The organism is Pseudomonas sp. DSV-1 (assembly GCF_035830915.1).
Lineage (GTDB): Bacteria > Pseudomonadota > Gammaproteobacteria > Pseudomonadales > Pseudomonadaceae > Aquipseudomonas.
Map to the genome: position 1 here is coordinate 4,042,164 of NZ_JAYMYG010000001.1, position 16,862 is coordinate 4,059,025.

Sequence of the window (16,862 nt, forward strand, 5' to 3'; positions counted from 1 at the left end):
ATGCGTTGGTTGCTCGCTGCTCTTTGCTTTTCATTTGCCGTTACCTGCCAGGCTTCTGTTGTCATCACCGTAAACGGCAAACCCGTCGATAAGAATCAGGTACTCCAGTCAACCCCATCGGCACCCTCTGCGCACGCCGGGCAAAGTATCGACAAGGTTCTTGTGCTCAAGTCTGCCCGCAAGTTGCAACTGATCAGCGATGGCAAACCGATCAAGACCTACCGCATCTCCCTGGGCAAACAACCCAAGGGGCCAAAAATGCGCGAGGGAGACAAACGCACACCTGAGGGGCTGTACTGGGTCGACTGGCGCAAAAAAAGCGACAAGTTCAACCTGGCCATGCACATCAACTACCCCAATATCAGCGACGCGGCCACCGCCCGGCGTGAAGGCGTGAACCCCGGGTCGATGATCATGATCCACGGCACGCCGGACAGCGAAGAAAACCCTGAAGAACTGTTCCACACCCTGGACTGGACCGACGGCTGCATCGCAATGAAAAACCACGAAATGCGCGAAGTCTGGAACCTGGTCAAGGACGGCACGATGGTTGAAATCCGCCCTTAGCCCCACGCCACGCACATAACAAAAAACCCGCTGACCGTTACCGGTTCAGCGGGTTTTTTATACGCATTGCAGCTAGAGATCAGCCAAACGCCACACTTCATAAGCGGGCGTTTCATACGGGTGGCTGTGCTTGAGCGCAGCCACCACGTCGTGGACAAGATCGTCTGCGACGACCAGCTCAACTTTCCATTCCCCGACATATTCGACCTGGCCGGTTTGCCCGATAAACGGCTGACTGCCGTCCAGCGCGCGAAACTGGCCCTGGCCCAAGGTCTGCCAGGCGCAGTGGTCATAATTGCCGATTCGTCCGCCACCGGCGGCGAATACGGCATTTTTGACCACGTCCACGTGGCTTGGGGGAACGAAGAAGCTGAGCTTGTACATCGCTTTTAATCTACCCAGCCTTTAATTGACCCAAGCACGAGCGTTACGGAACATGCGCAACCACGGCGCATCTTCGTTCCACTCTTCTGGACGCCACGAGTTCTGTACGGCGCGGAACACACGCTCAGGGTGCGGCATCATGATGGTGACACGCCCGTCACTGCTGGTCAGGCCGGTAATCCCGCGCGGAGAGCCGTTCGGGTTGGCCGGGTAGTTTTCAGTGACCTTGCCGTGGTTGTCGACGAAACGCAGCGCCACAGAACCGGACAGATCCGCTTGCAGCATGGCTTCTTCGCTGGCGAACTCGGCATGACCTTCACCGTGAGCAATGGCGATTGGCATGCGCGAACCGGCCATGCCCTGCAGGAAGATCGAGTTCGACTCCTGCACCTGGACCATCGCCACACGGGCTTCGAACTGCTCGGAGCGGTTGCGCACGAAGTGTGGCCACAGCTCGCTGCCCGGAATCAATTCGCTCAGGTTGGACATCATCTGGCAACCGTTGCACACACCCAGGGAGAAGCTGTCGGTACGCTCAAAGAAGCTCTGGAACGCATCACGGGCACGGGCATTGAACAGAGCCGACTTGGCCCAGCCTTCACCGGCACCCAGCACGTCGCCGTAGGAGAAACCACCGCAGGCAACCAGGCCCTTGAACTCGTTCAGGTCGACACGGCCGGCCAGAATGTCGCTCATGTGGACGTCAATGGCATTGAAGCCGGCGCGATCGAACGCCGCTGCCATTTCAACCTGACCGTTTACACCCTGCTCACGCAGTACGGCCACTTGAGGGCGAATGCCTGTCTTGATGTACGGCGCGCTGATGTTCTCGTTGACATCAAAGCTCAGCTTGACGCTCAGGCCCGGATTGTCTTCTTCAAGCAACACGGCGAACTCTTGCTCCGCGCACTCGGCGTTGTCGCGCATACGCTGGATCTGGTAGCTGGTTTCAGCCCACTGACGCTGCAGCAGACGGCGCTGACCTTCAAACACGGTCTCGCCATTGAACTCGATGCTTACATCGTCACAGTTGCGCGGCTGGCCAATGACCGATACGCAGTCGCCCAAACCGGCAGCGCTGAACTGCGCAAGGATGTCTGCCATGGAGTCCTGGCGAACCTGGATCACTGCACCCAACTCTTCGTTGAACAGGATCGCAGGAATGTCGGCGGCGGTTTCAGCCAGGCCGTCGAGGACCAGGTTGACACCACAGTGACCGGCAAACGCCATTTCCATCACGCTGGTCAGCAAACCACCGTCGGAACGGTCGTGGTAAGCCAGCAGATGGCCGTCGGCATTCAAGCCCTGGATCACGGCGAAGAAAGCCTTGAGGTCTTCTGCGTCATCCACGTCGGGAGCCTGTTTACCCAGCTTGCCGTAGGTTTGAGCCAGGATGGAGGCGCCCATACGGTTTTGGCCACGACCCAGATCGATCAGAACCAGATCGGTCAGGCCCTTGTCCATGCGCAGCACGGGGGTCAGGGTCTGGCGCACATCGAGCACCGGGGCAAAACCGGTAACGACCAACGACAGCGGCGAGGTGACCGTCTTGTCAGTACCCTCTTCGCTCCAGCGGGTTTGCATGGACATCGAGTCCTTGCCCACCGGAATGGTGATGCCCAGCTCTGGGCACAGCTCCATGCCGACCGCTTTCACGGTGTCGTACAGGCGGGCGTCTTCACCCGGGTGACCAGCAGCGGACATCCAGTTGGCAGACAGCTTGATGTCACTGATCTTGCCGATCCGCGAAGCTGCGATGTTGGTCAGGGTTTCGCCGATCGCCATGCGGCCCGATGCCGGGGCATCCAGCAGTGCCAGCGGAGTACGCTCGCCCATGGCCATGGCTTCACCGGTGTAGACGTCGAAGCTGGTGGCGGTGACGGCAACGTCAGCCACAGGGACCTGCCACGGACCCACCATCTGGTCGCGAGCAACCAGGCCGGTGATGGTACGGTCGCCGATGGTGATCAGGAAGCTCTTGCTCGCTACAGCCGGGTGATGCAGGACGCGTTCAACGCATTCGCCGATGTTCAGCGCTGCCGGGTCGAAATCATCGCCCAGCTCTGCTTCACGTACTGCTGAACGGTGCATGCGCGGCGCCTTGCCCAGCAACACTTCCAGTGGCATGTCCACCGGGTTGTTGCCGAAGTGGCTGTCGGTGACGGTCAGTTGCGGCTCGGCAGTGGCTTCGCCGACGACGGCAAACGGGCAACGCTCGCGTTCGCAAATCGCCTGGAAGCGGTCGAAATCTTCGACGCCCACGGCCAGAACGTAACGTTCCTGGGATTCGTTGCTCCAGATTTCGTGCGGGGCCATGCCCGGCTCGTCGTTTGGAATATTGCGCAGTTCAAAACGACCGCCACGCTCACCGTCGTTCACCAACTCCGGGAAAGCGTTGGACAGACCGCCCGCACCCACGTCGTGGATGAAGCTGATCGGGTTTTTGTCGCCCAGCTGCCAGCAACGGTCGATCACTTCCTGGCAACGACGTTCCATTTCCGGGTTTTCGCGCTGAACCGAAGCGAAGTCCAGGTCAGCCGAGCTTGCGCCGGTGGCCATCGAGGAAGCCGCGCCGCCGCCCAAGCCGATCAACATCGCCGGGCCACCGAGCACGATCAGCTTGGAGCCAACCGTGATTTCGGCTTTCTGTACGTGTTCGGCGCGGATGTTGCCCATGCCGCCAGCCAGCATGATGGGCTTGTGGTAACCACGGACTTCTTCGCCGCGGGGAGTCGTGATGGACTGCTCGAAGGTACGGAAGTAACCGGTCAGGGCCGGACGACCGAATTCGTTGTTGAACGCAGCACCGCCCAGAGGGCCTTCGATCATGATGTCCAGCGCGGTAACAATGCGCTCTGGCTTGCCGTATGGCACTTCCCACGGCTGTACAAAGCCTGGGATCTGCAGGTTGGATACGGTAAAGCCGGTCAGGCCAGCCTTGGGCTTGGCACCACGACCGGTTGCGCCTTCGTCACGGATCTCGCCACCGGAACCGGTCGCAGCACCCGGGAACGGGGCGATTGCGGTTGGGTGGTTGTGAGTTTCGACCTTCATCAGGATGTGTACAGGCTCCTGCACCGCGCCGTACTGGCGGGTTTCAGGGTCCGGGAAGAAACGCCCGGCAACACTGCCTACGATGACCGAAGCGTTGTCCTTATAAGCAGACAGAACGCCCTCGCTGTGCATCACGTAGGTGTTCTTGATCATGCCAAACAGGCTTTTGTCCTGGCTCTGGCCGTCAATATCCCAACTGGCGTTGAAGATCTTGTGACGGCAATGCTCGGAGTTGGCCTGGGCAAACATCATCAGTTCGATGTCGTGCGGGTTGCGACCCAAACCGTTGAAGGCGTTGACCAGATAGTCGATTTCGTCTTCAGCCAGTGCCAGACCCAACTCGACGTTGGCTTTTTCCAGCGCGGCGCGACCGCCACCCAGCACGTCAATCGCTGTCAGCGGCTTGGGCTCGGCGTGACTGAACAGACCGCTGGCCTGCTCGAGATTACCCAGCACGATTTGCGTCATGCGGTCATGCAGTGCAGCACCAATCAGCTCGGCATCAGCGTCGCTGAACTGGCCAGCCACGTAGAACGCAATGCCTCGCTCCAGGCGCTGGACTTTAGCCAGGCCACAGTTGCGGGCAATGTCGCTGGCCTTGCTGGACCAGGGGGAAATGGTGCCAAACCGCGGCAACACCAGGAACAGTCGGCCGCTCGGCTCTTGGACCGGTACGCTTGGACCGTACTTCAGGAGACGAGCCAGTACCTGCTGTTCATCGCTGGTCAGCTCACCGGTCGTTTCGGCAAAGTGGGCGAATTCAGCATACAAACCAGTGACAGCCGGAACCTTCAGGCTCAGTTGTGCAAGGAGTTTGCTGTGGCGAAAGGCAGAAAGGGCAGGAGCGCCGCGCAGGATCAACATCTTCGGGACAGCCTCGGGAGGGGTATGCTTTGAGGCCCGGCATTCTAGCCTAAACCGTTCGCCTCGGCACCCGAAACGGTACACCTGACGCACACCAGACGTCGCTAATCGACCAAACCCTTATTCTTTATAGCTATCAGCCGCTTCAGAGATGGTCTTTTATGATCTTTAGACAGTGACCCGACCCCCATTCCACAGGGGTTTCAGGGTTTTTTGCAGCCAATATCAGAATGATCAAAAATTGTCGAGATATGGCACCTGCGCAGCTTTGCGTATACTGCGCGGATGTTTTCTCTAACTGTATTCCGCCAGCGCTGCGCCAGATGGCTCTTCGCAACCGGACTCTTCCTGATGCTCGGTGCCTGCGTTGAAAAACCCAGCACCCTTGAGCGCGTAAAGGAGGACGGGGTACTGCGGGTGATCACCCGTAACAGCCCAGCGACCTATTTCGAGGATCGCAATGGCGAAACCGGCTTTGAATATGAGCTGGTGAAGCGCTTTGCCGACGATCTGGGGGTAGAGCTTAAAATCGAAACGGCTGACAACCTGGATGAAATGTTCAATCAGTTGAGCCAACCCGACGGCCCTGTTTTGGCTGCTGCCGGTCTGGTCAGCAGCGAGAAGCGCCTGCAACAAGCCAAGTTCTCCCACCCGTACCTTGAAGTCACGCCGCAGATCATCTATCGCAACGGGCAATCGCGTCCGACCTCCCCAGCCGATCTGGTTGGCAAACGCATCACCGTACTTAAAGGCAGCTCCCACGCCGAGCAGCTTGCCGAACTCAAGAAGCAATACCCCGGGATTGAATACGACGAGTCCGACGCTGTCGAAGTCGTTGACTTGCTGCGCATGGTCGATGAAGGCCAGATCGACCTCACACTCGTCGACTCCAACGAAGTGGCCATGAACCAGGTGTACTTCCCCAATGTTCGTGTGGCATTTGATCTGGGCGACGCACGCAGCCAGCGCTGGGCAGTTGCCGCAGGTGAAGACAACAGCCTGCTCAACGAGATCAATGCGTACCTGGACAAGGTCGAGAAGAACGGCACCCTGCAACGCCTCAAAGACCGCTATTACGGGCACGTGGATGTACTGGGCTACGTGGGTGCCTACACCTTCGCCCAGCACCTGCAGCAGCGTCTGCCCAAGTATGAAAAGTTCTTCAAGGATGCCGCAAAAAAAGAACAGATCGACTGGCGCCTGCTCGCAGCCATGGGCTACCAGGAATCATTGTGGCAGCCCACGGTAACGTCCAAGACCGGCGTTCGCGGCCTGATGATGCTGACCCAGAACACTGCGCAAGCCATGGGCGTTTCCAACCGCCTGGATGCAAAGCAGAGCATCATGGGCGGCGCCAAATACCTCGCGCTGATCAAGAGCGAGCTGGACGATGACATTGAGGAGCCTGACCGCACGTGGTTTGCGCTGGCGGCCTACAACGTTGGCGGCGGACATCTGGAAGACGCACGCAAACTGGCCAAGAAAGAAGGCCTGAACCCGAACAAGTGGCTGGACGTGAAGAAGATGCTGCCTCGCCTTGCGCAGAAGCAGTGGTACAGCAAGACACGCTATGGCTACGCACGAGGCGGTGAGCCGGTGCATTTTGTGGCCAACATCCGTCGTTACTACGACATCCTGACATGGGCCACACAGCCGCAACTTGAAGGCGATCAGGCTGCTGACAGCAAGCTGCACATCCCCGGTATCGACAAGACCAAGCCCAAGGAAGAGCCACAGCTGTAGAGCGATTCATGCCTGATCTACTTAAACCTTAGCAGCAGCCACTATCAGCGCTTTCATCTCGGCCACAGCTGATTTGAAGCCCACGAACAACGCATGCGCCACCAGCGCATGGCCAATGTTCAACTCGTTAACCCCCTTGATTGCCGCTACCGCTTCCACGTTGTGGTAGTGCAAGCCGTGGCCGGCGTTGACGATCAACCCCTGGGCCAGACCAAACGCCACCCCCTGTGCCACGCGCTGCAACTCCTCAGCGACGTCGGAAGGGGTTTGCGCGTCGGCATAACGGCCAGTGTGCAGTTCGATAGCAGGTGCACCGACACGCCTTGACGCCTCAATCTGACGCTCGTCCGCATCGATGAACAGCGACACTTCACAACCGATTTTGGCCAGACGCTCGACAGCGGCTTTGATCCGCGCCTCTTGCCCGGCTACATCCAGACCGCCTTCAGTGGTCAGTTCCTGACGGGTTTCGGGCACCAGGCAGATATGAGCCGGGCGAATGTGCTCGGCAAATACCATCATTTCTTCAGTCACGCCCATTTCGAAGTTCATGCGCGTTTGCAGCACGTCCTTGAGCAGCAACACATCACGCTCTTGAATGTGCCGACGGTCTTCGCGCAGATGTACGGTGATGCCGTCGGCGCCCGCCTCTTCGGCGTCCAGCGCAGCCTTGACCGGGTCAGGGTAACGCGTGCCGCGAGCCTGACGCAGCGTGGCTACGTGGTCGATGTTCACGCCGAGAAGAATGCGATTGCTTTGGGTCACTGGGGCTCTCCTGAAGAGTTGACGATTCGGCGCACAGCATACCGGTCTATTCAGGGCTTGCGAAACAACTCGCGACTGGCCAGGGGCTTGCCAGCCAAATGCACGGCCAGTGCCTGACGCATCAGGCGCTTGGCAGCAGACAAGGCGCCAGGAACGGTCCAGTCAGCCTCGGCCATCCCGTGCAGTTCTGCGCCATGAAACAGCCCGGGCTGCACCAGATAAATCCGCTCAAGCCCCGCATCTACCTGCAACCGATACATGCCATCAGCCGCCACCGGCTCGCCGTGAATGTCATGAGCCAGGGAAAAGCCATAGCCCAAATCGTCCAGCAAGCGCCACTCGAACGCCCGCAGCAGTGGCTCCAGCGGTCGCCCTTCAGCCAATGCCAAAAGCGTTGCCGCATAGTGGTCGAAGACCGCCGGATGAGGGTCTTCGGCAGGCAAAAGCCGCACCAGCAGTTCGTTGAGATAAAGACCGCTGAACAGCGCTTCGCCATTGAGCCAGGTAGAGATACCCGCGCTCTCCATGCGCCCTACGTTTTTCAACTCGCCCCGCCCGCGAAACTCGATTTCCAGCGGGACAAAGGGCCTGGCCAACGAGCCCGCCTTGCCCCGCGCACTGCGCAACACTGCCCGCAGGCGACCTTGAGGCGTGATGAAATCCACCAGAGCGCTGGTCTCACGATAGGGACGACTGTGCAGGACGTAGGCGAGTTGGGCTGTGGGGGCTTTGCTGGACATGGAACTCAGCTATCTCAGAAGGCAAACACTGCCAGGAAGAACAGCACAAAACCAAAGTGGGAGCGGCGGTGCTCCCACAGGGGGTAGTGCCGTGCTTACAGGTCGCCGTAGCCCAGAGAACGCAGGGCGCGTTCGTCGTCGGACCAGCCGCCTTTGACTTTAACCCACAGGTTCAGCATGACCTTGGAGTCGAACAGCAGCTCCATGTCCTTGCGCGCTTCGGTGCCGATGCGCTTGATACGCTCGCCCTTGTCGCCAATGATGATTTTCTTCTGACCGTCACGTTCAACCAGAATCAAGGCATGGATATGCAGGGTTTTGCCCTGCTGCTTGAACTCTTCGATTTCGACAGTGATCTGGTACGGCAGCTCGGCGCCCATCTGGCGCATGATTTTTTCACGCACCAGCTCGGCAGCCAGGAAGCGGCTGCTGCGGTCAGTGATCTGGTCTTCCGGGAAGAAGTGATCGTTTTCCGGCAGGTGATCGGCGATCACGCGCTCCAGGGCTTCAAGGTTGTGACCATGCTGAGCGGAGATCGGAATGATCTGGGCGTTCGGCAGTTGCTCCTGAAGCCAGCTCAGGTGCGGCATCAACTCGGCCTTATCTTCGATGCGGTCGGTCTTGTTCAGCGCTACGATCAGCGGTCCGGTCACATACTGCACACGCTCCAGCACCATCTGATCTTCGTCGGTCCACTTGGTGCGGTCGACAACGAAGATCACTACGTCGACGTCTTTCAACGCCGCCGAAGCGGTTTTGTTCATGTAGCGGTTAAGGGCCTTTTCGCCGCCCTTGTGCATGCCCGGGGTATCAACGTAGACCGCTTGCACGTTGCCTTCGGTCTTGATGCCCAGCATGTTGTGACGGGTGGTCTGGGGTTTGCGCGAAGTGATCGCCAGCTTTTGACCCAGAATGTGGTTCAGCAGTGTGGATTTACCCACGTTTGGTCGACCAACAATGGCAACGTAGCCACAGCGAGTTGCAGTTGTATCAGTCATGGCCATTCTCCACGCCAAGGGCTATCAGTGCTGCGGCGGCCGCTACCTGTTCGGCAATACGACGACTCACACCCTGACCTCGGCTTTTTTCATTCAATAGGGCAATTTCGCACTCAACGAAGAACGTGCGGCAATGCGGTTCGCCCTGGATATCTACCACTTCGTAACGCGGCAGATCGCAGGCACGCGACTGCAAGAACTCTTGCAGACGGGTCTTTGGATCTTTATTGGTGTCGACCAGGGTCAACGTCTCGAACTCGCTGGCAAGCCAGGCCAGTACACGGTCACGGGCGGCGTCCATGCCCGCATCCAGGTAAATGGCGCCAATCAGCGCTTCAAGGGCATCAGCCAGGATCGATTCGCGGCGAAAACCACCGCTTTTGAGCTCACCCGAGCCCAGGCGCAGGTACTCGCCCAACTCAAAACCACGGGCCAGTACGGCCAGGGTTTCGCCTTTTACCAGGCGTGCGCGCAGACGCGACAACTGGCCTTCTCGGGCCAACGGGAAGCGGTCAAACAGTGCTTCACCGGCAACAAAATTGAGAATGGCATCACCCAGGAACTCAAGGCGCTCGTTATTGCGCCCCGCGAAACTGCGGTGTGTCAGGGCCAGAATCATCAGTTCCTGGTCTTTGAAGGTGTAGCCGAGCTGACGCTCTAAACGTTCTAAAGAAAAACTCACGATTTACCCACGCTGAGTTCGTGGCCGAATGTCACCACCGGACCGATATTAGGGATCAGTGATGTTCGTTTATCGCATAGCAAATGGACAGGGAACAGGCTGTTCGCCGCCGTCACACTTAACGCTTTGTTCAAATCCACATCCTGAATACTCAGGCATACGACTTATTCGTACACCTGAAAAGCATTCGGCGCTGTTATTAACAGCGCCGTTTTTGGCTACTTGATCAGACCAACCCGCGAGAAGTTCGGCAGGTTGCTCGCCTTGGGCTCCGGCCAGCTCATCCAAACAGCGAAGGCCTTGCCGACAATGTTCTTGTCGGGGACCATGCCCAGTTCGTCTTTGGGAATGTTCGGATCATCCCAGTAACGGCTGTCGTTCGAATTGTCGCGATTGTCGCCCATCATGAAGTAATGCCCGGCCGGAACCGTCCACTCCTTGTCAGGCGGCGCACGATAGCGGCTCATTTCCTTGCGGATCATGTGCTCGACTTCGCCCAGCTTCTCTTTGTACAACTCGGCACTGCCCAGGGTGCCAGCTTCGACACCCACCAATTGCTCGGCTACCGGCTTGTCGTTGACATAGAGATGCTTGTCGCTGGTGTAGCGAATCTTGTCGCCCGGCAGACCCACTACACGCTTGATGTAGTTGACTGTCGGATCGCTTGGGTAACGAAACACCATCACATCGCCCCGCTTCGGATCACCCACTTCGATGATTTTCGTGTCCAGTACCGGCAAGCGGATCCCGTACGAAAATTTATTCACCAAAATGAAGTCGCCCACATCCAGGGTCGGCTTCATCGAACCGGACGGGATCTGGAACGGCTCAACCAGAAACGAACGCAGCACCAGTACGATGAACAACACCGGGAAGAACGACTTGCCGTATTCAACCAGCAGCGGTTCCTTGTTGAGCTTTTCGACTACCTGCATATCAACCGGAGTAACACTGGCTTGATAGTTGGCAATGGCCTTGCGCCGGCGAGGAGCCAGGAAGACCAAATCGAGCAGCGCCAGCAAACCGCACACGGCAACAGCAATGACCAGCAACAGCGGGAAATTTAGTGACATAGGACCTAGCTATCCAACCTGAGCACTGCAAGGAAGGCTTCTTGTGGAATTTCCACGTTACCCACTTGCTTCATGCGTTTTTTACCGGCTTTCTGCTTTTCCAACAGCTTGCGCTTACGGCTAACATCACCACCGTAGCATTTGGCCAGTACGTTTTTTCGGAGCGCTTTAACAGACGAGCGCGCAATGATTTGGCCGCCAATGGCAGCCTGAATTGCCACATCGAACATCTGACGCGGAATCAGCTCTTTCATCTTCTCGGTCAACGCACGCCCTTTGTAGTGAGCGTTGTCGCGGTGAACAATCAGTGCCAGAGCATCAACTTTCTCGCCGTTGATCAGTACATCGAGCTTGACCAGATTGGCCGACTGATAACGGTTGAAATGGTAATCAAGCGAAGCATAGCCGCGACTGGTGGATTTGAGACGGTCGAAGAAGTCCAGAACCACTTCGTTCATCGGCAAATCGTAGGTCACTTGCACCTGAGAACCCAGGAACAACATGTCGTGCTGAACGCCGCGCTTTTCAATGCACAGGGTAATGACGTTACCCAGGTGCTCTTGAGGCACAAGGATATTGGCGCGCACGATTGGCTCGCGAATGTCTTCAATCGAAGAGACGTCTGGTAGCTTGGACGGGTTGTCGACGTAAATCGTTTCGCCCGTCTTGAGCAGCAGTTCGAAAATTACGGTTGGGGCCGTGGTGATCAGGTCCAGGTCGTACTCGCGCTCAAGGCGCTCCTGGATGATCTCCATGTGCAACATGCCCAGGAAGCCGCAACGGAAGCCGAAGCCCAGTGCATCGGAGCTTTCCGGGGTGTACTGCAGCGACGAATCGTTCAGCGTGAGCTTTTGCAGGGCTTCGCGGAAGTCTTCGAAGTCGTCAGAGCTTACCGGGAACAGACCCGCGTAAACCTGAGGCTGAATACGCTTGAAACCTGGCAGTACGTCGACGTCAGGCGTCGTGCTCAAGGTCAGGGTATCGCCCACTGGCGCACCATGAATGTCCTTGATGCCGGCAATGATGAAGCCTACTTCACCGGCCTTCAGGTCAGTGGTAGCCGTGTGCTTGGGGTTGAACACACCCACGCTGTCTACCAGGTGCATCTTGCCGGTGGACTTGACCAGGATCTTGTCGCCCTTTTTCACGCGGCCGTGGCGCACGCGAACCAGGGACACAACGCCCAGGTAGTTGTCGAACCAGGAGTCGATGATCAACGCTTGCAGCGGATCTTCGTAGTTACCGGTTGGCGCAGGAATGGTGTGCACCAGGCGCTCAAGCACTTCGTCGACGCCCAGGCCGGTTTTGGCGCTGCAGGTCACGGCATCAGTGGCATCAATGCCAATGATTTTTTCGATTTCTTCCTTCACGCGATCAGGATCAGCCTGCGGCAGGTCGATCTTGTTCAGCACCGGCATGACCTCAAGGCCCTGCTCGATGGCGGTGTAGCAGTTGGCAACGGACTGGGCTTCTACGCCCTGCCCCGCATCGACTACCAGCAAGGCACCTTCACAGGCTGCCAGGGAACGGCTGACTTCGTAGGTGAAGTCAACGTGTCCCGGCGTATCAATGAAGTTCAATTGATAGGTAATGCCGTCTTTGGCCGTGTAATACAAGGTGACGCTGTGGGCCTTGATAGTGATCCCGCGCTCACGCTCGAGGTCCATGGAGTCCAGTACCTGGGCTTCCATTTCGCGGGCACTCAGGCCACCGCACATCTGGATGAAGCGATCGGCCAGCGTCGACTTGCCATGGTCAATGTGGGCGATGATGGAGAAATTGCGGATATGACTCAAATCACTCACGGGTCAACACTCAAAAAAGTCGCAGGCAGACTGCCCGCCGAAAAATAGCCGGGAATTGTACCTGATCCTCTCGCCAAGCGTCACGTTCACAGGCCAATGGACACCTACAAAAAAGCCCCTATCGCGAGATAGAGGCTCTTGATTGACTCAATGACCGCTCATCAACCCGCCCGGCGTAACAGCCAGAAACCGGCCAGAGCACAGATGGCAGCCGGCACCAGCACCGCGAACAGCGGCGAGAAGCCGAACACCAGGCTCAATGGCCCCAACAGGTCTTGCGCGATCTTGAAGACGAAACCGACCAGCACCCCGGTAAATACCCGCTGGCCCAGAGTAACAGAGCGCAACGGGCCGAAGATGAAGGATATGGCCATCAACACCAGCGCAGCCGTTACCAACGGCTGCAACACCTTGACCCAAAAGGCCAGCCAGTAACGGCCATTATTCAGCCCCTGATCCTTGAGGTAATGGATGTAGCTCCACAAACCCGCGATCGACAGCGACTCGGGAGCCATGACCACGGTATTGAGCAATTGCGGGCTCAATGACACATCCCAGCGCTCTTCAGGGGTCTTTACAACTTCAGTGCTGTTACCGTGAAAAAGCGTGGTGCTCACGTCGCTCAACTGCCAGTTACCCTGGTCGAACTGCGCCTTTTTGGCGAAGCTGGCCGACTGCATCTGGTGATCTTTGTCAAAACGATACCGGGTCACGCCGTAAAGCAGGCCATTGGGCTGAACAGCGTTGATGTGGATGAACTCGTCACCCTGACGATGCCACAGACCGTGCTTGGAGCTTTGGGAATCACCGCCACCCTGCGCCAGCGCGCGATTGGCCTGAGCGATGTTCTCGGTGGCCGGAACCACGTACTCGCCAATCAGCACGCCCGCCAGCATCAGCACCAGCATCGGCTTCATGACGGCCCAGACAATGCGCCCCAGGGACACGCCCGCAGCACGCATGATGGTCAGTTCACTGTTGCTGGCAAGGCCACCCAGGCCAATCAGACAGCCAATCAACGCTGCCATCGGCAGCATTTCATACAAGCGGCGCGGCGCGGTCAGCATGACAAAACTGAACACATCCAGGATGGTGTAGCTGCTGCTGATACTGCGCATCTCATCGATCAACGCAAACAGCAGCGCCAGACCCAGAATAATCCCCAGCACGGCCAAAATCGCAAATAACACACTGCTACCAATGTAGCGGTCGAGCTTAACCACGGGCCATCTCCTCGGCACTACGGCGACTTGCCAGTTTCAAGCGCAGCGGCTCCCAATACATCAGCCCCAGACCAATGACCAGGAACAGGCCATGCACCCACCACAAGCCCAGCGCCAACGGGATTTTGCCGCCTTCAAGCAGGCCTCGCCCCCAGGTCAGCATGCTGAGGTAGCCCATATAAAGCAGAATGGCCGGCAACAGCTTGAGGAAGCGCCCCTGGCGAGGATTGACCCGCGACAACGGCACCGCGATCAGGGTCACGATAAATACCAGCAGCGGGAAAGCTATACGCCATTGCAACTCGGCGACCGCACGGGGTGCCGGATTGCCGATAAGGTCCGGAGTCGGGATGGCGTCACGATCGGTCACATCATTGCTGACTTCCGGTTTTGGCAGCAATACACCGTAGGTGTCGTACTTGATGGCACGGTAATCGGCCTGCCCCGGATTGCCGTCATAGCGATAGCCATCGTCCAGAATCAACCAGCGACTGCCGTCAGGACGAATCTCCTGGCGACCCTTTTGCGCCAGCAGCACAGAAATACTGCGGTCCGCAGCATCCTCTCCGAGCTTCTTCTGAGTAATGAAGACGCCGGACAAAAGGCTACGGTTATTGCTCAGTTCTTCGGTGTAAGTCACCCGCGTGCCGTCACTCAAGGACTGAAAACGACCAGCCTCCAGGGTGTCGAACTCGGTCAGGGCATCTTGCTTATTGAGCAACAGCTGAAATTCATTGGCGCCCTGGGGTGCCAGGCTCAGGCTGAGCCAGGCCACGATCAGGGCAATCAGCGCAGCAGGAGCCATAGTGATGGCCAGCAAGCGCTGACGACTCATGCCGGTGGCCGACAGAACGGTCATTTCGCTTTCAAGGTACAAGCGACCGTAGGACAGCAGAATGCCCAGAAACAGCCCCAGCGGCAGGATCAGCTGCATGAAGCCTGGCAGGCGGAACCCCATGATCAGGAACAATGACCCCGGATCCAGGGCACCCGAGGCGGCCTGAGCGAGATACTTGATGAAACGACCGCTCATGATGATGACCAGCAGCACAGCGCTGACAGCGCTCAATGTAAGCAGGACTTCGCGGGATAGATAACGGAAGACGATCAAACCAGACACTCCAGGGTCGTCAGGCTAAGGCGGCCAAACAAACAGCATAACGAGTCGGCCCATACCTCATCATAGATGAGACGGGCCGTCTAAAAAGATGGCGCATTATCCTGTGAATGACCGCCCCTGTCACTGCGCAGTCTTGAAAGTACCCCGCTGGCCAAATACCGGGGTTGTCAGGCTCCTGCGGCGGGGTTCAAACTGCCCGCCTTGACGCCAGCCTTAATCACAGGTGAAGCGCTTCATCTATCAAGCAAGCAAACAGTACTGTTTGTGCGCATGTTGACCATTTGATTCAGGGACCCCGACATGGAACTGGTTGTAAAAAGCGTTAGCCCAGAAACGTTGAAAACCGCCACTCTGGTGGTCGCCATCGGCGAAGGCCGCAAGCTGGGCCCTACCGCCACCATCATCGACGAACTCACCGGCGGCGCCATCAGCGCAGTACTCAAGCGCGGGGATCTGGCGGGTAAAACCGGTCAAAGCCTGCTGCTGCACAGCCTGCCCAACCTCAAGGCCGAGCGCGTGCTGCTGCTGGGCACCGGCAAGGATGACGAGCTGGGCGACCGCCCGTTCCGTAAAATCATCAGCGGCGCACTGGGCGTATTAAAAGGCCTGGGCGGCAGCGATGCGGTGTTTGCTCTCGACGAACTGGTGGTCAAGGGTCGTGACAGCTACAGCAAAAACCGCCTGCTGGCAGAAACCCTGATCGACGGCGGATACACCTTCGACCGTTTCAAAAGCCAGAAAGCCGAACCTCGTGCCCTGAAGAAAATCACCCTGCTGACCATTAAAGCAGCACAGGCTGAAGTTCAGCGCGCCGTGACCCACGCCCAGGCGATCGCTTCGGGCATGTCATTCACCCGCGATCTGGGCAATCTGCCACCCAATATCTGCCATCCGATTTTCCTGGCCGAACAGGCCAAGGATCTGGGCAAGGAATTCAAAGGCCTGAAAGTCGAGATTCTTGATGAGAAGAAAATCAAGGATCTGGGCATGGGCGCGTTCTATGCCGTAGGCCAGGGCAGTGACCAGCCACCTCGCCTGATCGTAATGAACTACGCCGGCGGCAAGAAATCCGAAAAACCGTACGTACTGGTCGGCAAGGGCATTACGTTCGACACCGGCGGCATCAGCCTCAAGCCGGGCGCCGGCATGGATGAAATGAAGTACGACATGGGCGGTGCTGCCAGCGTGTTCGGCACACTGCGCGCCGTACTGGAACTGAAACTGCCGATCAACCTGGTATGCATCCTGGCGTGCGCCGAGAACATGCCGAGCGGCGGTGCTGCACGCCCGGGCGACATCGTGACCACCATGAGCGGCCAGACGGTCGAAATCCTCAACACCGACGCCGAAGGCCGCCTGGTGCTGTGCGATGCACTGACCTACGCCGAGCGCTTCAAGCCTCAGGCCGTGATCGACATCGCCACCCTGACCGGCGCCTGCATGGTTGCACTGGGCGCTCACACCTCCGGCCTGATGGGCAACAACGACGAGTTGATCGGCCAACTGCTGGAAGCCGGCAAACTGGCAGACGACCGTGCATGGCAACTGCCGTTGTTCGACGAGTACCAGGAACAGCTGGACAGCCCGTTCGCTGACATGGCCAACATCGGCGGTCCCAAAGGTGGCGCCATTACCGCAGGCTGCTTCCTGTCGCGCTTCGCCAAGGCCTATAACTGGGCTCACCTGGATATCGCCGGCACGGCATGGGTCAGCGGCGGCAAGGACAAGGGTGCCAGTGGCCGCCCTGTCCCCCTGCTGACTCAATACCTGCTCGATCGCGCCAACGCTTGAAGCTGACAATCGAAGGCTGCGCCGCCTGACGGCGGCGCGGTCCCGATTCAGGA

Annotated in this window: 13 protein-coding genes; 3 read left to right on the top strand and 10 right to left on the bottom strand. The window is 58.1% G+C overall.

The genetic code is table 11. The features are described 5' to 3' along the window. Positions 1 to 567, top strand: a complete 567-nt coding sequence (locus VSQ83_RS18915) for a L,D-transpeptidase family protein (RefSeq protein WP_133076272.1) — start codon at positions 1 to 3, stop codon at positions 565 to 567. 72 nt (positions 568 to 639) lie between these two features. Here the strand turns inward: VSQ83_RS18915 and VSQ83_RS18920 are convergent, their stop codons facing one another. Then, positions 640 to 951 carry a Nif3-like dinuclear metal center hexameric protein gene (locus tag VSQ83_RS18920; protein ID WP_133076273.1) on the bottom strand — a complete coding sequence of 104 codons (312 nt, stop codon included), beginning with the start codon at positions 949 to 951 and terminating at the stop codon, positions 640 to 642. Between the two features lie 21 nt (positions 952 to 972). Next, positions 973 to 4,869 carry a phosphoribosylformylglycinamidine synthase gene (gene purL / locus VSQ83_RS18925; protein WP_133076274.1) on the bottom strand — a complete coding sequence of 1,299 codons (3,897 nt, stop codon included), beginning with the start codon at positions 4,867 to 4,869 and terminating at the stop codon, positions 973 to 975. 285 nt (positions 4,870 to 5,154) lie between these two features. Between purL and mltF the strand changes: the two genes are divergently transcribed. After that, positions 5,155 to 6,612 carry a membrane-bound lytic murein transglycosylase MltF gene (gene mltF, locus VSQ83_RS18930; RefSeq protein WP_133076275.1) on the top strand — a complete coding sequence of 486 codons (1,458 nt, stop codon included), beginning with the start codon at positions 5,155 to 5,157 and terminating at the stop codon, positions 6,610 to 6,612. Between the two features lie 21 nt (positions 6,613 to 6,633). Here the strand turns inward: mltF and pdxJ are convergent, their stop codons facing one another. The 8 genes from pdxJ to lptF form a co-directional block, all read right to left on the bottom strand. Then, positions 6,634 to 7,377, bottom strand: a complete 744-nt coding sequence (pdxJ, locus tag VSQ83_RS18935; protein ID WP_326427328.1) for a pyridoxine 5'-phosphate synthase — start codon at positions 7,375 to 7,377, stop codon at positions 6,634 to 6,636. A 50-nt stretch (positions 7,378 to 7,427) separates the two neighbouring features. Next, complete coding sequence (recO, locus tag VSQ83_RS18940) at positions 7,428 to 8,117, bottom strand: DNA repair protein RecO (protein WP_219261658.1); 690 nt, start codon at positions 8,115 to 8,117, stop codon at positions 7,428 to 7,430. Positions 8,118 to 8,212: 95 nt separating this feature from the next. Beyond that, positions 8,213 to 9,115: a GTPase Era gene (gene era, locus VSQ83_RS18945; protein WP_019822047.1), complete on the bottom strand. Its 903-nt coding sequence runs from the start codon at positions 9,113 to 9,115 to the stop codon at positions 8,213 to 8,215. Then, positions 9,108 to 9,797, bottom strand: a complete 690-nt coding sequence (gene rnc, locus VSQ83_RS18950) for a ribonuclease III (protein WP_003440162.1) — start codon at positions 9,795 to 9,797, stop codon at positions 9,108 to 9,110. The genes era and rnc overlap by 8 nt, the downstream gene beginning before the upstream one ends. Before the next feature lie 218 nt (positions 9,798 to 10,015). Continuing rightward, the gene (gene lepB, locus VSQ83_RS18955) at positions 10,016 to 10,870 is read right to left on the bottom strand and encodes a signal peptidase I (RefSeq protein ID WP_019822043.1); all 855 of its coding nucleotides are present in this window, start codon (positions 10,868 to 10,870) and stop codon (positions 10,016 to 10,018) included. Between the two features lie 5 nt (positions 10,871 to 10,875). Beyond that, positions 10,876 to 12,675, bottom strand: a complete 1,800-nt coding sequence (gene lepA, locus VSQ83_RS18960) for a translation elongation factor 4 (protein WP_133076278.1) — start codon at positions 12,673 to 12,675, stop codon at positions 10,876 to 10,878. 161 nt (positions 12,676 to 12,836) lie between these two features. Next, complete coding sequence (lptG, locus tag VSQ83_RS18965; RefSeq protein WP_133076279.1) at positions 12,837 to 13,898, bottom strand: LPS export ABC transporter permease LptG; 1,062 nt, start codon at positions 13,896 to 13,898, stop codon at positions 12,837 to 12,839. Further along, positions 13,891 to 15,009 carry an LPS export ABC transporter permease LptF gene (gene lptF, locus VSQ83_RS18970; RefSeq protein ID WP_133076463.1) on the bottom strand — a complete coding sequence of 373 codons (1,119 nt, stop codon included), beginning with the start codon at positions 15,007 to 15,009 and terminating at the stop codon, positions 13,891 to 13,893. Before lptF ends, lptG begins: the two co-directional genes overlap by 8 nt. A 309-nt stretch (positions 15,010 to 15,318) precedes the next feature. Between lptF and VSQ83_RS18975 the strand changes: the two genes are divergently transcribed. Further along, complete coding sequence (locus tag VSQ83_RS18975) at positions 15,319 to 16,809, top strand: leucyl aminopeptidase (RefSeq protein ID WP_219261659.1); 1,491 nt, start codon at positions 15,319 to 15,321, stop codon at positions 16,807 to 16,809. Positions 16,810 to 16,862: the final 53 nt, after the last annotated feature.